The sequence below is a fragment of the Ornithinimicrobium sufpigmenti genome, from assembly GCF_004322775.1.
GTDB lineage: Bacteria > Actinomycetota > Actinomycetes > Actinomycetales > Dermatophilaceae > Ornithinicoccus > Ornithinicoccus sufpigmenti.
Genome location: NZ_CP036403.1, coordinates 2,169,949 through 2,183,536 on the forward strand (window position 1 = coordinate 2,169,949; position 13,588 = coordinate 2,183,536).

At 71.8% G+C, this 13,588-nt stretch carries 14 protein-coding genes, 1 tRNA gene and 1 riboswitch; all 15 genes read left to right on the top strand.

Annotation, left to right across the window (positions count from 1 at the left end):
• The 15 genes from ESZ52_RS09860 to ESZ52_RS09930 all read left to right on the top strand — a co-directional run bounded on the left by ESZ52_RS09860 (position 1) and on the right by ESZ52_RS09930 (position 13,582).
• On the top strand, positions 1–486 hold the full coding sequence (locus ESZ52_RS09860) for a SufE family protein (protein ID WP_131104790.1): 486 nt from the start codon (positions 1–3) through the stop codon (positions 484–486).
• A 4-nt stretch (positions 487–490) separates the two neighbouring features.
• Positions 491–2,062, top strand: a complete 1,572-nt coding sequence (gene der, locus ESZ52_RS09865) for a ribosome biogenesis GTPase Der (protein ID WP_131104791.1) — start codon at positions 491–493, stop codon at positions 2,060–2,062.
• Between the two features lie 56 nt (positions 2,063–2,118).
• Positions 2,119–2,192: transfer RNA gene (locus ESZ52_RS09870), tRNA-Pro, on the top strand.
• A 155-nt stretch (positions 2,193–2,347) separates the two neighbouring features.
• A complete protein-coding gene (locus ESZ52_RS09875; RefSeq protein WP_131104792.1) occupies positions 2,348–2,980 on the top strand; it encodes a CDP-alcohol phosphatidyltransferase family protein in 633 nt (210 codons plus the stop codon).
• Positions 2,977–3,987: a DUF881 domain-containing protein gene (locus ESZ52_RS09880; RefSeq protein ID WP_131104793.1), complete on the top strand. Its 1,011-nt coding sequence runs from the start codon at positions 2,977–2,979 to the stop codon at positions 3,985–3,987. The genes ESZ52_RS09875 and ESZ52_RS09880 overlap by 4 nt, the downstream gene beginning before the upstream one ends.
• A complete protein-coding gene (locus ESZ52_RS09885) occupies positions 3,984–4,316 on the top strand; it encodes a small basic family protein (protein ID WP_131104794.1) in 333 nt (110 codons plus the stop codon). Before ESZ52_RS09880 ends, ESZ52_RS09885 begins: the two co-directional genes overlap by 4 nt.
• Positions 4,316–5,107 (top strand): DUF881 domain-containing protein, encoded by a 792-nt coding sequence (locus ESZ52_RS09890; protein ID WP_131104795.1) that lies wholly within the window; start codon positions 4,316–4,318, stop codon positions 5,105–5,107. Before ESZ52_RS09885 ends, ESZ52_RS09890 begins: the two co-directional genes overlap by 1 nt.
• Before the next feature lie 89 nt (positions 5,108–5,196).
• Positions 5,197–5,586 (top strand): glycine cleavage system protein GcvH, encoded by a 390-nt coding sequence (gene gcvH / locus ESZ52_RS09895; RefSeq protein WP_131104796.1) that lies wholly within the window; start codon positions 5,197–5,199, stop codon positions 5,584–5,586.
• Between the two features lie 116 nt (positions 5,587–5,702).
• Positions 5,703–6,158 (top strand): FHA domain-containing protein, encoded by a 456-nt coding sequence (locus ESZ52_RS09900; protein ID WP_131104797.1) that lies wholly within the window; start codon positions 5,703–5,705, stop codon positions 6,156–6,158.
• Positions 6,155–6,949 carry a transcriptional regulator FtsR gene (gene ftsR, locus ESZ52_RS09905; protein WP_131104798.1) on the top strand — a complete coding sequence of 265 codons (795 nt, stop codon included), beginning with the start codon at positions 6,155–6,157 and terminating at the stop codon, positions 6,947–6,949. The genes ESZ52_RS09900 and ftsR overlap by 4 nt, the downstream gene beginning before the upstream one ends.
• Before the next feature lie 60 nt (positions 6,950–7,009).
• Positions 7,010–7,492, top strand: coding sequence for a bifunctional nuclease family protein (locus tag ESZ52_RS09910; protein WP_131104799.1), 483 nt, complete (start codon positions 7,010–7,012; stop codon positions 7,490–7,492).
• Between the two features lie 94 nt (positions 7,493–7,586).
• Entirely contained in the window at positions 7,587–8,180 is a 594-nt protein-coding gene (locus ESZ52_RS09915) for a MerR family transcriptional regulator (protein WP_131104800.1), read from the top strand.
• Positions 8,181–8,339: 159 nt separating this feature from the next.
• Positions 8,340–8,437: riboswitch (glycine riboswitch) on the top strand.
• A 108-nt stretch (positions 8,438–8,545) separates the two neighbouring features.
• A complete protein-coding gene (gene gcvP, locus ESZ52_RS09920) occupies positions 8,546–11,497 on the top strand; it encodes an aminomethyl-transferring glycine dehydrogenase (RefSeq protein ID WP_131104801.1) in 2,952 nt (983 codons plus the stop codon).
• A gap of 140 nt (positions 11,498–11,637) precedes the next feature.
• Positions 11,638–13,167 carry a glutamate-cysteine ligase family protein gene (locus tag ESZ52_RS09925; protein ID WP_131104802.1) on the top strand — a complete coding sequence of 510 codons (1,530 nt, stop codon included), beginning with the start codon at positions 11,638–11,640 and terminating at the stop codon, positions 13,165–13,167.
• Positions 13,148–13,582: an OsmC family protein gene (locus ESZ52_RS09930; protein WP_238154568.1), complete on the top strand. Its 435-nt coding sequence runs from the start codon at positions 13,148–13,150 to the stop codon at positions 13,580–13,582. The genes ESZ52_RS09925 and ESZ52_RS09930 overlap by 20 nt, the downstream gene beginning before the upstream one ends.
• The last annotated feature ends 6 nt before the right edge of the window (positions 13,583–13,588 follow it).

Consider the following 13,588-nt stretch of genomic DNA (forward strand, 5'->3'; position numbering starts at 1 on the left):
ATGCCGTCCCCCGATCGTCTCGACGACCTGCCCCCCAACCTCGCGGAGCTGGCCGAGGACTTCCACGCGGTCACCCAGCAGGAGCGCCTGCAGCTGCTCCTCGAGCTCTCCCGCGAGCTGCCCGCCCCGCCCGAGCGCTACGCCGGCAAGCTGGACAGCATGGAGCGCGTCGATGAGTGCCAGTCGCCGCTGTTCCTCGCGGTCGAGGTCGGCGAGGACCCGCAGCGCACCGTGAACCTGTTCTTCGAGGCCCCGCCGGAGGCGCCGACGACACGGGGCTTCGCGGGGATCCTGCACGAGGGCCTGGACGGCCTGCCCGCTCAGGAGGTGCTCGACGTCCCCGACGACGCCCCCTACCGCTTCGGTCTGGCGGAGGCCGTCTCGCCGCTGCGGATGCGCGGGATGGTCGGCATGCTGGCGCGGATCAAGCGCCAGGTCCGGCTGCGCGTGCAGTCCATCGACCTGGCCGCAGGGCAGGAGAGCTGAGCCGATGAGCAGGACGGACGACAGCGGTCACAGCGACGACCACGAGGGCCTCGACGGGGACGACGGGTTCGAGACCGAGGTGGAGTGGACCGCCGGCCCCGACCCCGAGGGACCGGACGCGCCGGAGCTGACCGACGACGAGCACGGCCTGGAGACCGCGCTGCGAGCCGGCCTGGCGGAGTTCGAGCTCTCCGAGGAGGACCTCGAGCTCGTCGAGCGCGGCGAGCTGGGGCTCGAGGACCTCGAGGAGCGGGAGTTCCGCCCGGTCGTGGCCGTCGTGGGTCGGCCCAACGTCGGCAAGTCCAGCCTGGTCAACCGCATCCTGGGCCGTCGCGAGGCCGTGGTGGAGGATGTGCCGGGCGTGACCCGGGACCGGGTGGCCTACGACGCCGAGTGGTCGGGCCGCCGGTTCACCGTCGTCGACACCGGCGGCTGGGAGGTGGACGCCACCGGCATCCACCTGCGGGTCGCCGAGCAGGCCGAGGTCGCCGTCGAGCTGGCCGACGTGGTGATCTTCGTCGTCGACGCCACCGTCGGGGCGACCGACACCGACGAGCAGGTGGTCCGGTTGCTGCGCCGCTCGGGCAAGCCGGTCGTCCTGGCGGCGAACAAGGTCGACAACCAGGCCCAGGAGGCCGACGCAGCCATGCTGTGGAGCCTCGGGCTCGGGCAGCCGTGGCCGGTCTCGGCGCTGCACGGGCGCGGGTCGGGCGATGTGCTCGACGCCGTGCTCGCGGTGCTGCCGGAGCGGTCCTCGGTCGTGGGGGCCTACCCGCGCGGCGGACCGCGTCGGGTGGCGCTGCTGGGGCGGCCCAACGTGGGCAAGTCCTCACTGCTCAACAAGCTCGCCGGCAGTGAGCGCGTGGTGGTGGACAACGTGGCGGGCACCACCCGGGACCCGGTCGACGAGCTCATCGAGCTGGGCGGGAAGACCTGGCGGTTCGTCGACACCGCCGGCATCCGGCGCCGGGTCCACCAGGCCCGGGGGGCCGACTTCTACGCCTCGCTGCGCACCCAGGCCGCGCTGGAGAAGGCCGAGGTGGCCGTGGTGCTCATCGACGTCTCCGAGCCGATCGCCGAGCAGGACATCCGCGTGATCCAGCAGGTGGTCGACTCCGGTCGCGCCCTGGTCGTGGCCTACAACAAGTGGGACACCATGGACGAGGAGCGGCAGTACTACCTCGAGCGTGAGATCGAGCGCGAGCTGGTGCAGATCACCTGGGCCCCCCGCGTCAACATCTCGGCCACCACCGGACGGGCCGTGCACAAGCTGGTACCGGCCCTGGAGACGGCCCTGGACTCCTGGGACCGGCGGATCCCCACGGGCCGGCTCAACGCCTTCCTGGGCGAGGTCGTCGCCGGGCACCCGCACCCGGTGCGCGGCGGGAAGCAGCCGCGGATCCTCTTCGCCACCCAGGCCTCTACCCGCCCGCCGAAGTTCGTCGTCTTCGCCTCGGGCTTCATCGAGGCGGGGTACCGCCGGTTCCTTGAGCGCCGGCTGCGCGAGCAGTTCGGCTTCGCGGGCAGCCCGATCGAGATCTCGGTCCGGGTCCGCGAGCGTCGCGGGCGCCGGTAGGGGATTCGTTGGCCGGCCACGGCATGGGTTATCTTTGACCCTGCCCAACCGGGCCTCGGGCTGTGGCGCAGTTTGGTAGCGCACTTGACTGGGGGTCAAGGGGTCGCAGGTTCAAATCCTGTCAGCCCGACCGAGAAGAAGAAGTAGCTCAGCAGCAGCAAGGCACAGGCCCTGCCGGAAAGCTCCGGCAGGGCCTGTGCCGTCTGCTGCACCGGCCGTCGCTGTCCCCGGCTCCTGCCGCGTGGCCTGTCCGGGCGGCCCCCGGCGACCTTCTAGACTGCGCCTATGGGTACGGGCGCGGGGGAGGACCAGGCGGAGCAGGGGCAGCAGCGCGTCCTGCCCGTCACCGACCAGATCTGGACGGTGCCCAACCTGTTGTCGTTCTTCCGGCTCATCCTCGTCCCCGTCTTCATCTGGCTCCTGGTCGAGCGCGAGCTGGGCTGGGCCGCGCTGGTGCTGGTGGTCGCCGGTTTCTCCGACTTCGCCGACGGCAAGATCGCCCGCCACTACGGCCTGGTCAGCCGCCTGGGTCAGGTCCTCGACCCGATCGCCGACCGTCTCTACATCGCCGCCACCCTGCTGGGTCTCGCCGCCGTCGGCGCCATCCCGTGGTGGCTGGTGGCGGTGCTCGTCGCCCGGGACGCCTTCATCCTGTCCATGTACCCCGTGGTGCGTCGTCATCAGCTGCCTATCCCCAAGGTCAGCTTTATCGGCAAGGCCGCCACCTTCAACCTGCTCGGGGGATTCCCACTCATCCTGCTGGGCCAGCTCGACGGCTGGTGGACGGTCCTGTGCCTGGCGACCGGGTGGGCCCTCACCTGGTGGGGCACCGTGCTCTACTGGGTCGCCGGTCTGGTCTACGCCTGGCAGGTGCTCGACATGGTCCGCCAGCGCCGGAGGCAGGAGGTGCCGGTATGAAGCTGCCGCGCGCCCGCGTCGAGCAGACAGACGGCGCGCCCGCCCCGGAGCGTGATCCCGCCGCCTCGATGGCACTGCTCGAGGAGGTCCTGGACCCGCCGGTCGGTCCGGGCTACCGCTCGGCCGCGGACCAGCGGGTGGAGCAGGGCCTGCCCGCGTCCTCCGGCACCCGCACATGGCTCATGCTGGCCGTCAGCACCCTGCTCGGGCTGCTCTTCACCGCCGCCGCCACCACCCTGGGCGCCGAGGACGAGGCGGCCGCCGAGACCCGCGCCCAGCTCGTGGAGCGGATCGAGGCAGCCCAGGCGGCCGGCGACGCGCAGCGGGAGACGGTGGAGCAGCTGCGGGCCGACATCAGCGCCCTCGAGCAGCGCGCGGTGGACCCTGAGGCCGCCACCGCCGGTCGAGGCGATCCTGCGGGGGAGTCGCAGTCCTCGGCCGCCCGCCGGATCGCGGCGGCCGGGCTGGAAGCCGGAGCCACGGCCGTCCAGGGGCCGGGTGTCGTCGTGCGGCTGGGTGACGGGACGGCCGTCGAGGGCGCCCCGGGGGAGGTCGTCGAGCCCGAGCGGATCAACTCCCGCGACATCCAGCTCGTGGTCAACGGCCTCTGGTCGGCCGGGGCCGAGGCCCTCTCGGTCAACGGCCACCGGATGACCAGCACCTCGGCCATCCGCTTCGCCGGCAAGGCGATCATCGTCGACTTCCGCGGCCTGACCCCGCCCTACGAGATCCTCGCGATCGGTGACCCCGCCCGGCTCGCCGAGGAGACCAGCACCGGCCTGGTCGGGGCCTACCTCGCCGAGCTGCGCGGCCAGCTCGGACTGCGGGCCGAGGTCGAGCAGGCCGACCAGATCACCATCGGTGCGGCCGAGCGGCTCACCACCCGCGTCAGCTCGGTCGGCACCGACGACCTGCCGCCCGACCCCTCGCCGGAGGAGCCGCCCCCCAACGGCCTACCGGATGCCAGACCGGACGCCACACCAGACCCAGAGGAGGACGAACGATGATCCCCGTGCTCGGACTGGTGGTGGGCATCCTGCTCGGGCTGGTCCTCGGCCCGGAGGTGCCGCTGTGGATGCAGCCCTACCTGCCGATCGCCGTGATCGCCGCCCTCGATGCCGTCTTCGGCGCCACCCGGGCCTCGTTGGAGGGCATCTTCAACGACCGCGTCTTCGTCATCTCGATCCTCTCCAACGTCGTGGTCGCCGCCCTGATCGTCTTCCTCGGCAACCAGCTCGGTGTCGGGGCGCAGCTGTCCACCGGCGTCGTCGTCGTGCTCGGCCTGCGCATCTTCTCCAACGTCGCGGCGATCCGACGGCACCTGCTGGGGGCCTGATGGAGGAGCGAGCCACCCGCCCGCCCCGGTTCCGGCGGCTGCGGCGCACCGGCACACCCACGGTGCAGCAGGCGCGCCAGCGGTTGCTCGCCCTGGGCCGGTTCCGGCTCGGTCGCGGGCCGCTGGTCGCCGCGCTGCTGCTGGCGCTGCTCGGGGTTGGACTGGTCGCCCAGGTGCGGGTCACCGACGAGGCGGGCCTGGACCAGCTGCGTCAGACCGAGCTGGTCGCCCTGCTCGACGACGCCACCAACCGCGTGCTGTCGCTGCAGGAGGAGGTCCGCACCCTGGAGGCCGACCGGGCCCGGCTGCAGGGTAGCCAGGGCGACGAGGCTGCGGCCCGCGCCGCCCAGGAACGCCTGGAGTCCTACCAGATCCTCGCCGGTCTGGTGCCGGTCCGGGGGCCGGGGATCACCATGCACGTCTACGACCCGGGCGCGGTCGTCACCCAGACGATGCTGCTGGACGGGATCCAGGAGCTGCGCGACGCCGGGGCCGAGGCGATCCAGATCGGCGGCGTCCGGGTGGTGGCCTCCAGCTGGGTGGGGACCGACCCCGACGGCCGGCTGACCATCGACGGGCGGCTGATCCTGCCGCCGTACACGATCGTGGCCATCGGCGACTCGCACACCCTGGCGGGCGCGATGGCCATCCCCGGCGGTTTCACCGACAGCCTGCGGGGGGCCGGGGCCTCGGTGACCGTCACCGAGGCGCCGGCCGTCCAGGTCGAGGCATTGCACGAGGCCAGACCACCTCGTTACGCTCAACCTGTCCCCGCGGAGCAGACCCCGTAGGTTAGGGTCGGTCGCGAGAAACGCCAGTTCAGCAGCACCAGTTCCGCAGCACCGCGCAGAGCCGCGCACCGTCCGCACAGAGGAGAGCCATGAGCACCCTGGAATACCCCGACGACCTGCGCTACACCAGCGACCACGAGTGGGTCAAGGACCACGGTGACGGTGTGGTGCGCATCGGCATCACCGCCTACGCCCAGGACGCCCTCGGCGACGTCGTCTACGTCTCCCTGCCGACGGTCGGCGACACCGTGGCGGTGGGCGATTCCGTTGGCGAGGTGGAGTCCACCAAGTCGGTCAGCGACATCTACGCGCCGCTGGCCGGCGAGATCACCGCCGTCAACGACTCCCTGGACGCGACCCCGGAGCTGATCAACAGCGACAGCTACGGCGAGGGCTGGATGTACGAGCTGCGGCTCGAGGACCCGGCTGCGCTGCAGGACCTCCTGGACGCCGAGGGCTACCAGGCCCAGCTGGACTGAGCGGCCCTGCACCACCCCTGATCTACAGTGGGGGACCGGCGACCGCCACAGGTCGCCGGTCCCCGGCGTCTACACCCGACATCTGACCCGGCAAGAACCCCAAGGGAGGCCAGACCGTGAGCGACCGTGACCGCGAGCACCACGATGTTGGCGGTGACCCATCGACGGCCCGGTTGCCGCACGGTGGTGCGCTGCCGGCAGCCGACTACTCCTTCGACGACGAGCTGCCCCGGCTCTCGCCCGAGGACCAGCGCACGGTCGACGCCCTCCGTCCCGGCACCGCCCTGCTCATCGTGCTGCGCGGCCCCAACACCGGCGCCCGGTTCCTCCTCGATGCCGACGAGGTCTCCTCGGGTCGGCACCCGCACAGCGACATCTTCCTCGACGACGTGACCGTGTCCCGGCGGCACGCGGTCTTCGTCAAGCACGAGCAGGGGTATGCCGTGCGCGACGTGGGATCGCTGAACGGCACCTACGTCAACCGGCAGCGGATCGACGAGCAGGTCCTCGCCCAGGGCGACGAGGTCCAGATCGGCAAGTTCCGGCTGGTCTACTACCGCGGCCGGTCGTGAGCTCGGCCGCGCGCGCCGAGCAGCCCGGCCGCAGCACCGACGGCGTCTCCATCGGCGCCGTCCTGCGCGAGCTGCACGAGGACTTCCCTGACCTGACCCAGTCCAAGATCCGTTACCTGGAGACCGAGGGGCTGATCAGCCCGGAGCGGCGGGCCTCCGGCTACCGGCTGTTCACCCGCGCCGACATCGCCCGCCTGCGCTTCATCCTCACCGCCCAGCGCGACCGGTTCTGGCCGCACAAGGTGATCAAGGACGCCCTCGACCGGCTGGACCGGGGCCTCGACGTGCCCGGTCTCACCACGCCCGCCGAGCCCGTCGGCGAGCAGGACGCCAGCCCCGCCCCCGCGCCGCGTGCGGAGGCCGAGCCGGACCAGGGGGCCACCCTGGGCGACCTCAGCGCGGCCGCCCTGCGGCGGCGCCGCTCCATCCGGCTGACCCCGTTGGAGCTGCGCGAGCGCACCGGCCTGGACCAGGGCACCTACGCCCAGCTCAAGGCCTTCGGCCTGCTGCGCACCGACGCCGCCGGCCGGCACCACGCCGACGACCTCGACGTCGCGACCGCGGCCGCGGCCCTGGCCGGGTACGGGCTGGAGGCCCGCCACCTGCGCCTCTTCCGCGTCGCCGCGGACCGTGAGGTCGGCCTGACCCAGCAGATCCTGGAGCCCCTGCGTCGTCGGCACGCCCGGACGGGCCAGGGCGCTGACCCCGCGGACGTCGAGGCCGAGCTGCTGGCCCACTCCCTGGCGCTGCACGTGGCGCTGGTCCGCTCCGGCCTCTCCCAGAGCCGCTGATCCGCGCCGCGGGGCACCGCGGTACTGACGCGCGGCTCCGACAGGGGTAGCCTCGTAGAGGTGAAAGAGCTCGACGTCCTAGGGGTCCGGGTCGAGATGCCGACCAACAGCCCGATCGTGCTGCTGCGCGAGCGCGACGGGCAGCGTTACGTCCCGATCTGGATCGGGGCTCCGGAAGCCACCGCGATCGCCTACGCCCAGCAGGGCGTCGAGCCGCCGCGGCCGCTCACCCACGACCTGATGGTCTCGATGATCGAGGCCCTGGGCCGACGCCTGGAGAAGGTGCACATCACCAAGCTGGAGCGCGACGGCACCGGCTCGGGCGGGATCTTCTACGCCGACCTCTACTTCGACGGTGGCACCGTGCTCTCCGCCCGGCCCTCGGACGCCATCGCCCTGGCGCTGCGCGCCGCCACCCCGATCCTGGCCCCCGAGGAGCTGCTCGACGAGGTCGGCGTCACCATGGCCGTCGAGGAGGAGGACGAGGTCGAGCGCTTCCGCGCCTTCCTGGACAACGTCTCCGCCGAGGACTTCGAGGAATGACCGGCGTGGCGTCGTTGACCCCGGCCCTCCCGCACCTTACGGTCGAGGCTGTGCGCATGGAGCACATGTGTCACCCGATTCACACGAGTCACAGATGCGAGGAGGACCGGTGAGCGCTGGCGTCGATGTACCCGGTGGCACCGAGCGGCAGGTCCCGGCCCAGGGGCTGCTGTTCACCCAGGACACCCCCGCACTGGACGAGAGCATCGGCTACCGCGGGCCCACGGCCTGCGGCGCCGCTGGCGTGACCTACCGCCAGCTGGACTACTGGGCCCGCACCGGCCTGGTCGAGCCCTCCGTGCGCAACCCCTCCGGGTCCGGCACCCAGCGGCTCTACAGCTTCCGCGACATCCTGGTGCTGAAGATCATCAAGCGTCTGCTCGACACCGGGGTCTCGCTGCAGCAGATCCGCGTCGCCGTCACCGCGCTCCGCGAGCGGGGCGTGCAGGACCTGGCCCGGATCACCCTGATGAGCGACGGCGCGAGCGTCTACGAGTGCACCAGCGACGATGAGGTCATCGACCTCGTGCGGGGCGGCCAGGGCGTCTTCGGTATCGCGGTGGGCAGCGTGTGGCGCGAGGTCGAGGGCCAGCTGGCCGAGCTGCCCAGCGAGCGGACCGACCAGGTCCCGGCCGATCACCCCGGTGACGAGCTCTCCGCCCGGCGCCGCGCCCGCAAGACCTCCTGACCGGCCGTCGCGCACCTCACCGCGAACACCGCCGGCCACCGCGCCCCGTCACGCCGCACACACCTGCCGACCCTCTCGTCGGGCCTGCTGACGGCCCCGCTGGCCCGTCGTCGACGACGGGCGTGGCCCCGCCCAGGACTGGTAGATTGGTCGTGCCGTCGACGTCGCGCGGGAGAGTCCCCACCAGGTTCACCGGTGGGGCGCCGAAGGGGCAATCTCCCCGACAAGCTCTCAGGCGCCAGGACCGCGCGACCGAGGCACTCTGGAACGGACCGCTCGCCTCCGCCCGGCCCAGCCGGGCGGCAGGAGCACCCGGACAGAGGGGGATGGTGCATCTGGCCCCGACTGAAGAGGAGCTCCACCCCATGAGTACGCGCACGAGCCATGACCCGACCCTGACCCCCGCCGAGGACGCCGACGTCGTCGTGACCGATGACGCCGCCCCCCTGGACGCCACCACCCTGTCCGACTTCGTCGGCCGCCACGTCGGCCCCCGGGAGGACGACGTCGCCGCGATGCTGCAGACCCTGGGCTACGACAGCCTGGAGGCGCTCATCGACGCGGCCGTCCCGCCCGCCATCCGCTCCACCGAGCCGTTGTCCATCCAGGCTGCGCCCAGTGAGCAGGCGGTCATCGCCGAGCTGCGCGAGCTCGCCTCCCGCAACCGGGTCCTGACCTCGATGATCGGCCTGGGCTACTACGGCACGCAGACACCACCGGTCGTCAAGCGCAACATCCTGGAGAACCCGGCCTGGTACACCGCCTACACGCCCTACCAGCCGGAGATCTCCCAGGGCCGCCTGGAGGCGCTGCTCAACTTCCAGACCATGGTCAGCGACCTCACCGGGTTGGACATCGCGAACGCGTCGCTGCTCGACGAGGGCACCGCCGCCGCAGAGGCGGTGGCCGTCATGCGCCGCACCAGCAAGGTCGCCCAGGACGCCGTGCTCCTCGTCGACCAGCACCTCCTGCCGCAGACCCTCGACGTGGTCACCACCCGTGCGACGCCACTGGGCATCGACGTGGTGGTCGCCGACCTGGAGCAGGTCGGCGACGCCGACGCGCTGCGCTCGGTCGCCGGCGACCGGGACGTCTTCGGTGTCCTGGTCCAGTACCCGGGTTCGGACGGTCAGATCCGTGACTGGCGCGCTCTTGCCGACGCCGCGCACGAGGTCGGCGCGCTGGTCACCGCTGCCGCCGACCTGCTGGCCCTGACCCTGCTGGCCCCTCCCAGCACGTGGGGCGCCGACGTCGCGGTCGGCACCACCCAGCGGTTCGGGGTGCCCATGGGCTACGGCGGCCCCCATGCCGGCTACGTCAGCGTCCGCCAGGGCCTGGAGCGTTCCCTGCCCGGCCGCCTGGTCGGCGTCAGCAAGGACGAGGACGGCAACCCGGCATACCGGCTGTCCCTGCAGACCCGGGAGCAGCACATCCGCCGGGAGAAGGCCACCTCCAACATCACCACCGCCCAGGTGCTGCTGGCCGTCATGGCCGGCATGTATGCCGTGTGGCACGGCCCGGACGGGCTGCGCCGGATCGCCCTGGAGACGCATGCCAAGGCCAGGGCCCTCGCCGAGGCGCTCACCTCGGGCGGCCTGGAGCTGGGCGTCGATCGCTACTTCGACACCCTCACCGTGAAGACGCCCGGGAAGGCCGCCGACGTGCTGGCCGCGGCCCTCGACGCCGGGATCAACCTGTGGCAGGTCGACGGGGACACGGTCCTGCTGTCCACCGACGAGGTCACCACCCTGGCCGACGTGCAGGCGGTCGCCGGCGCCTTCGGTGTGGCGGCCCCCGAGTCGATCGGCACGGTGGAGTCCCCCGAGTGGGGCGGGCTGGCCCGCACCCCCGAGCAGGCCTACCTGACGCACCCGGTGTTCAACACCTACAAGAGCGAGACCGCGATGCTGCGCTACATCCGCAGCCTGTCCGACAAGGACTTCGCCCTCGACCGGGGCATGATCCCGCTGGGCTCGTGCACGATGAAGCTCAACGCGACCACGGAGATGGAGCCCATCACCTGGCCCGAGTTCAGCGCGCTGCACCCCTTCGCGCCGCTGGACCAGACCGAAGGCTCCCGCGAGGTGGTCCGCCAGCTCAGCGCGTGGCTGGAGGAGATCACCGGCTACGACGAGGTCTCGGTGCAGCCCAACGCCGGCTCGCAGGGCGAGTTCGCGGGCCTGCTGGCCATCCGCAAGTACCACCTCGCCAACGGCGACGACCAGCGCACCATCTGCCTCATCCCCTCCAGCGCGCACGGCACGAACGCCGCCAGCGCGGTGATGGCCGGGCTGAAGGTGGTGGTGGTCAAGAGCACCTCCGAGGGTGAGGTCGACCTGGACGACCTGCGGGCCAAGATCGACAAGCACCGCGAGGAGCTGGCCGCGATCATGGTCACCTACCCCTCCACGCACGGCGTCTACGAGGACACCATCACCGAGCTGTGCGAGATGGTGCACGAGGCCGGCGGTCAGGTCTACCTGGACGGCGCGAACCTCAACGCGATGATGGGCATCGCCAGGCCGGGGCAGTTCGGGGCCGACGTGTCCCACCTCAACCTGCACAAGACGTTCACCATCCCGCACGGCGGTGGTGGTCCCGGCGTCGGTCCCATCGGCGTGCGCTCGCACCTGGCGCGCTACCTGCCCAACCACCCGGTGATCACCGACGCCGGCCCGGACAGCGGCGTGGGCGCGATCTCGGCCGCGCCGTACGGCTCGGCGAGCATCCTGCCGATCTCCTGGGCGTACATCCGCCTGACCGGCGGGGCCGGGCTGACCCGCTCCTCCCAGGTCGCGGTGCTCAACGCCAACTACATCGCCCGACGGCTGCACGAGCACTACCCGGTGCTCTACACCGGAGCAGACGACCTGGTCGCCCACGAGTGCATCCTCGACCTGCGCGGGCTGACCAAGGAGACGGGCGTCACCGTCGACGACGTGGCCAAGCGGCTCATCGACTACGGCTTCCACGCCCCGACCATGTCCTTCCCGGTGTCCGGCACGCTCATGGTCGAGCCGACCGAGTCCGAGCCCAAGGCCGAGCTGGACCGGTTCATCGAGGCGATGGTCGCGATCCGCGCCGAGATGGACGAGGCCGCCGCGGACGGGGTCGAGGGCAGCGTGCTGCGCGGCGCCCCGCACACCGCGGTGAGCCTGGCCGGGGAGTGGGAGCACCGCTACGACCGGATGACCGCCGCCTACCCGCAGGGTGTGGACCCGGCGCGGAAGTACTGGCCGCCGGTGCGCCGCATCGACGGGGTCTACGGCGACCGCAACCTGGTCACCGCGTGGCCCGAGGGGCAGCCGGAGGGCTGACCCCCTAGCCGGCCCCGCCGGTCCGGGCGCCGACCCGCCCGTCCGCCGGCCGATCGACCAGCCGGGTCCACCACAGCCGGAGCACGACATACCGCGCTCCGGCTGTGGTGATCCCCGCCACAGTGTGTGAGGATTCCGGCATGGGCCAAGAGGTGAGTCACAGCGAGTTCACACGCGAGCAGCGGCAGAGCTTCCGTGCCAAGGTGCTGGGCGACCTGGACGCCTTCGAGCAGATGCTGGAGGGCAGCCGTTTCGACTTCACCCGCCCGCAGATGGGGCTGGAGATCGAGCTCAACCTCGTGCACGAGTCGGACCTGTCCCCGGCCCTGTGCAACCGCCAGGTGCTGGACGAGCTGGACGAGGGTGACTTCCAGTCCGAGGTGGGCCGCTACAACATCGAGATGAACGTCCCGCCACGACCGATGGCGGGGGACCAGGCGGTACGTCTGGAGCGGTGGCTGTCCCAGTCGATCCGGCGGGCCAGTGACGCCGCCCGGCCCCACCACGCCCGCGTCGCCGCGATCGGGATCGTCCCCACGCTGATGCCGGAGCTCTTCGACCAGCCGTGGATCAGTGACGGCGTGCGCTACCAGGCCCTCAACGACTCCCTCATCCGGGAGCGGGGCGAGGGCCTGGAGCTGGACATCACCGGCCCGAGCGGGGAGTCGATCCGCAGCTACCACGACACCATTGGCCCGCTCTCGGGTTGCACCAGCGTCCAGCTGCACCAGCAGGTCACCCCCCAGGACTTCCCGGTCTACTGGAACGCCGCCTGCGTCATCTCCGGCCTGCAGATCGCGATCGGCGCCAACTCGCCCTACCTGTTCGGCAAGCAGCTGTGGGCCGAGACCCGGATCCCGCTGTTCACCCAGATGACCGACACCCGCTCGGTGGAGCTGAAGTACCAGGGCGTGCGGCCGCGCGCCTACTTCGGCCGCAACTGGATCACCTCGATCTTCGACCTGTTCGAGGAGAACGTCCAGTCCTTCCCGGCGCTGCTGCCGGAGACCTCCGACGAGGACGCGCGGGCAATCCTGGCCGGGGGCGGGGTGCCCTCCCTGACCGACCTCAAGCTGCACAACGGCACGGTATGGCGCTGGAACCGGCCTATCTACGACACGAGCCAGGGGGTGCCCCACCTGCGGGTGGAGAACCGGGTGCTGCCCAGCGGCCCAACGGTGGTCGACATGGTGGCCAACGCCTGCTTCTACTACGGCCTGCTCGAGGCCGCGACCTCCAGCGGGCGGCCGATCTGGACCAAGATGAGCTTCCAGGACGCCGACCGCAACTTCCGCGAGGCGGCCACGCACGGCATTGACGCGATCCAGCGCTGGCCGGGGCTGGGCAAGGTCCGCGCCACCGACCTGATCGAGGAGCACCTGCTCTCGGTGGCCGACGACGGGCTGGCCGCGCTCGGCCTGCGCCGCGAGGTCCGCAGCCACTTCCTCACCGTCATCGAGGGCCGCTGCCGCACCCGGACCAACGGGGCCAGCTGGCAGGTGGAGGTGGTCCGCGCGCACGAGGCGGCCGGCTACACCCGGGAGGAGGCGCTGCGGGAGATGTTCCGCCTCTACCTGGACCACAGCGAGGACAACCTGCCGGTGCACACCTGGGCCGTCCCGGAGGTCGAGCCCAAGGCAGACTTGACCCATGGCTCGACCCATGGCTGACGACGCACTGCGCTCGGTGTCGCTGACCCGCACCGGACCCCTGACCTTCCAGGCGACCAACGACCGGGGCGGCACGGTGACCATGTCCTCCGGCGGCACCGAGGAGTTCACGCCTGTGGAGCTCCTGCTGGCCGCGATGGCCGGCTGCTCCGCGGTCGACATCGACCTGCTCACCACACGGCTCGCCGAGCCGGAGAGCTTCGCCCTGTCCGCCGCGGGGGAGAAGCTGCGCGACGAGGACGGAAACCACATGGGGCCGATCACCATCACCGTCTCGGTCACCTTCCCCGAGGGTGCGGGCGGCGACGCGGCCCGCGAGCGGCTCCCGGACGCCGTGGCCAAGTCCCGCGACCGGCTGTGCACCGTCTCCCGCACCGTCCAGCTCCCGACGCCGGTCACCTACCGGACCGACTAGCGCAGG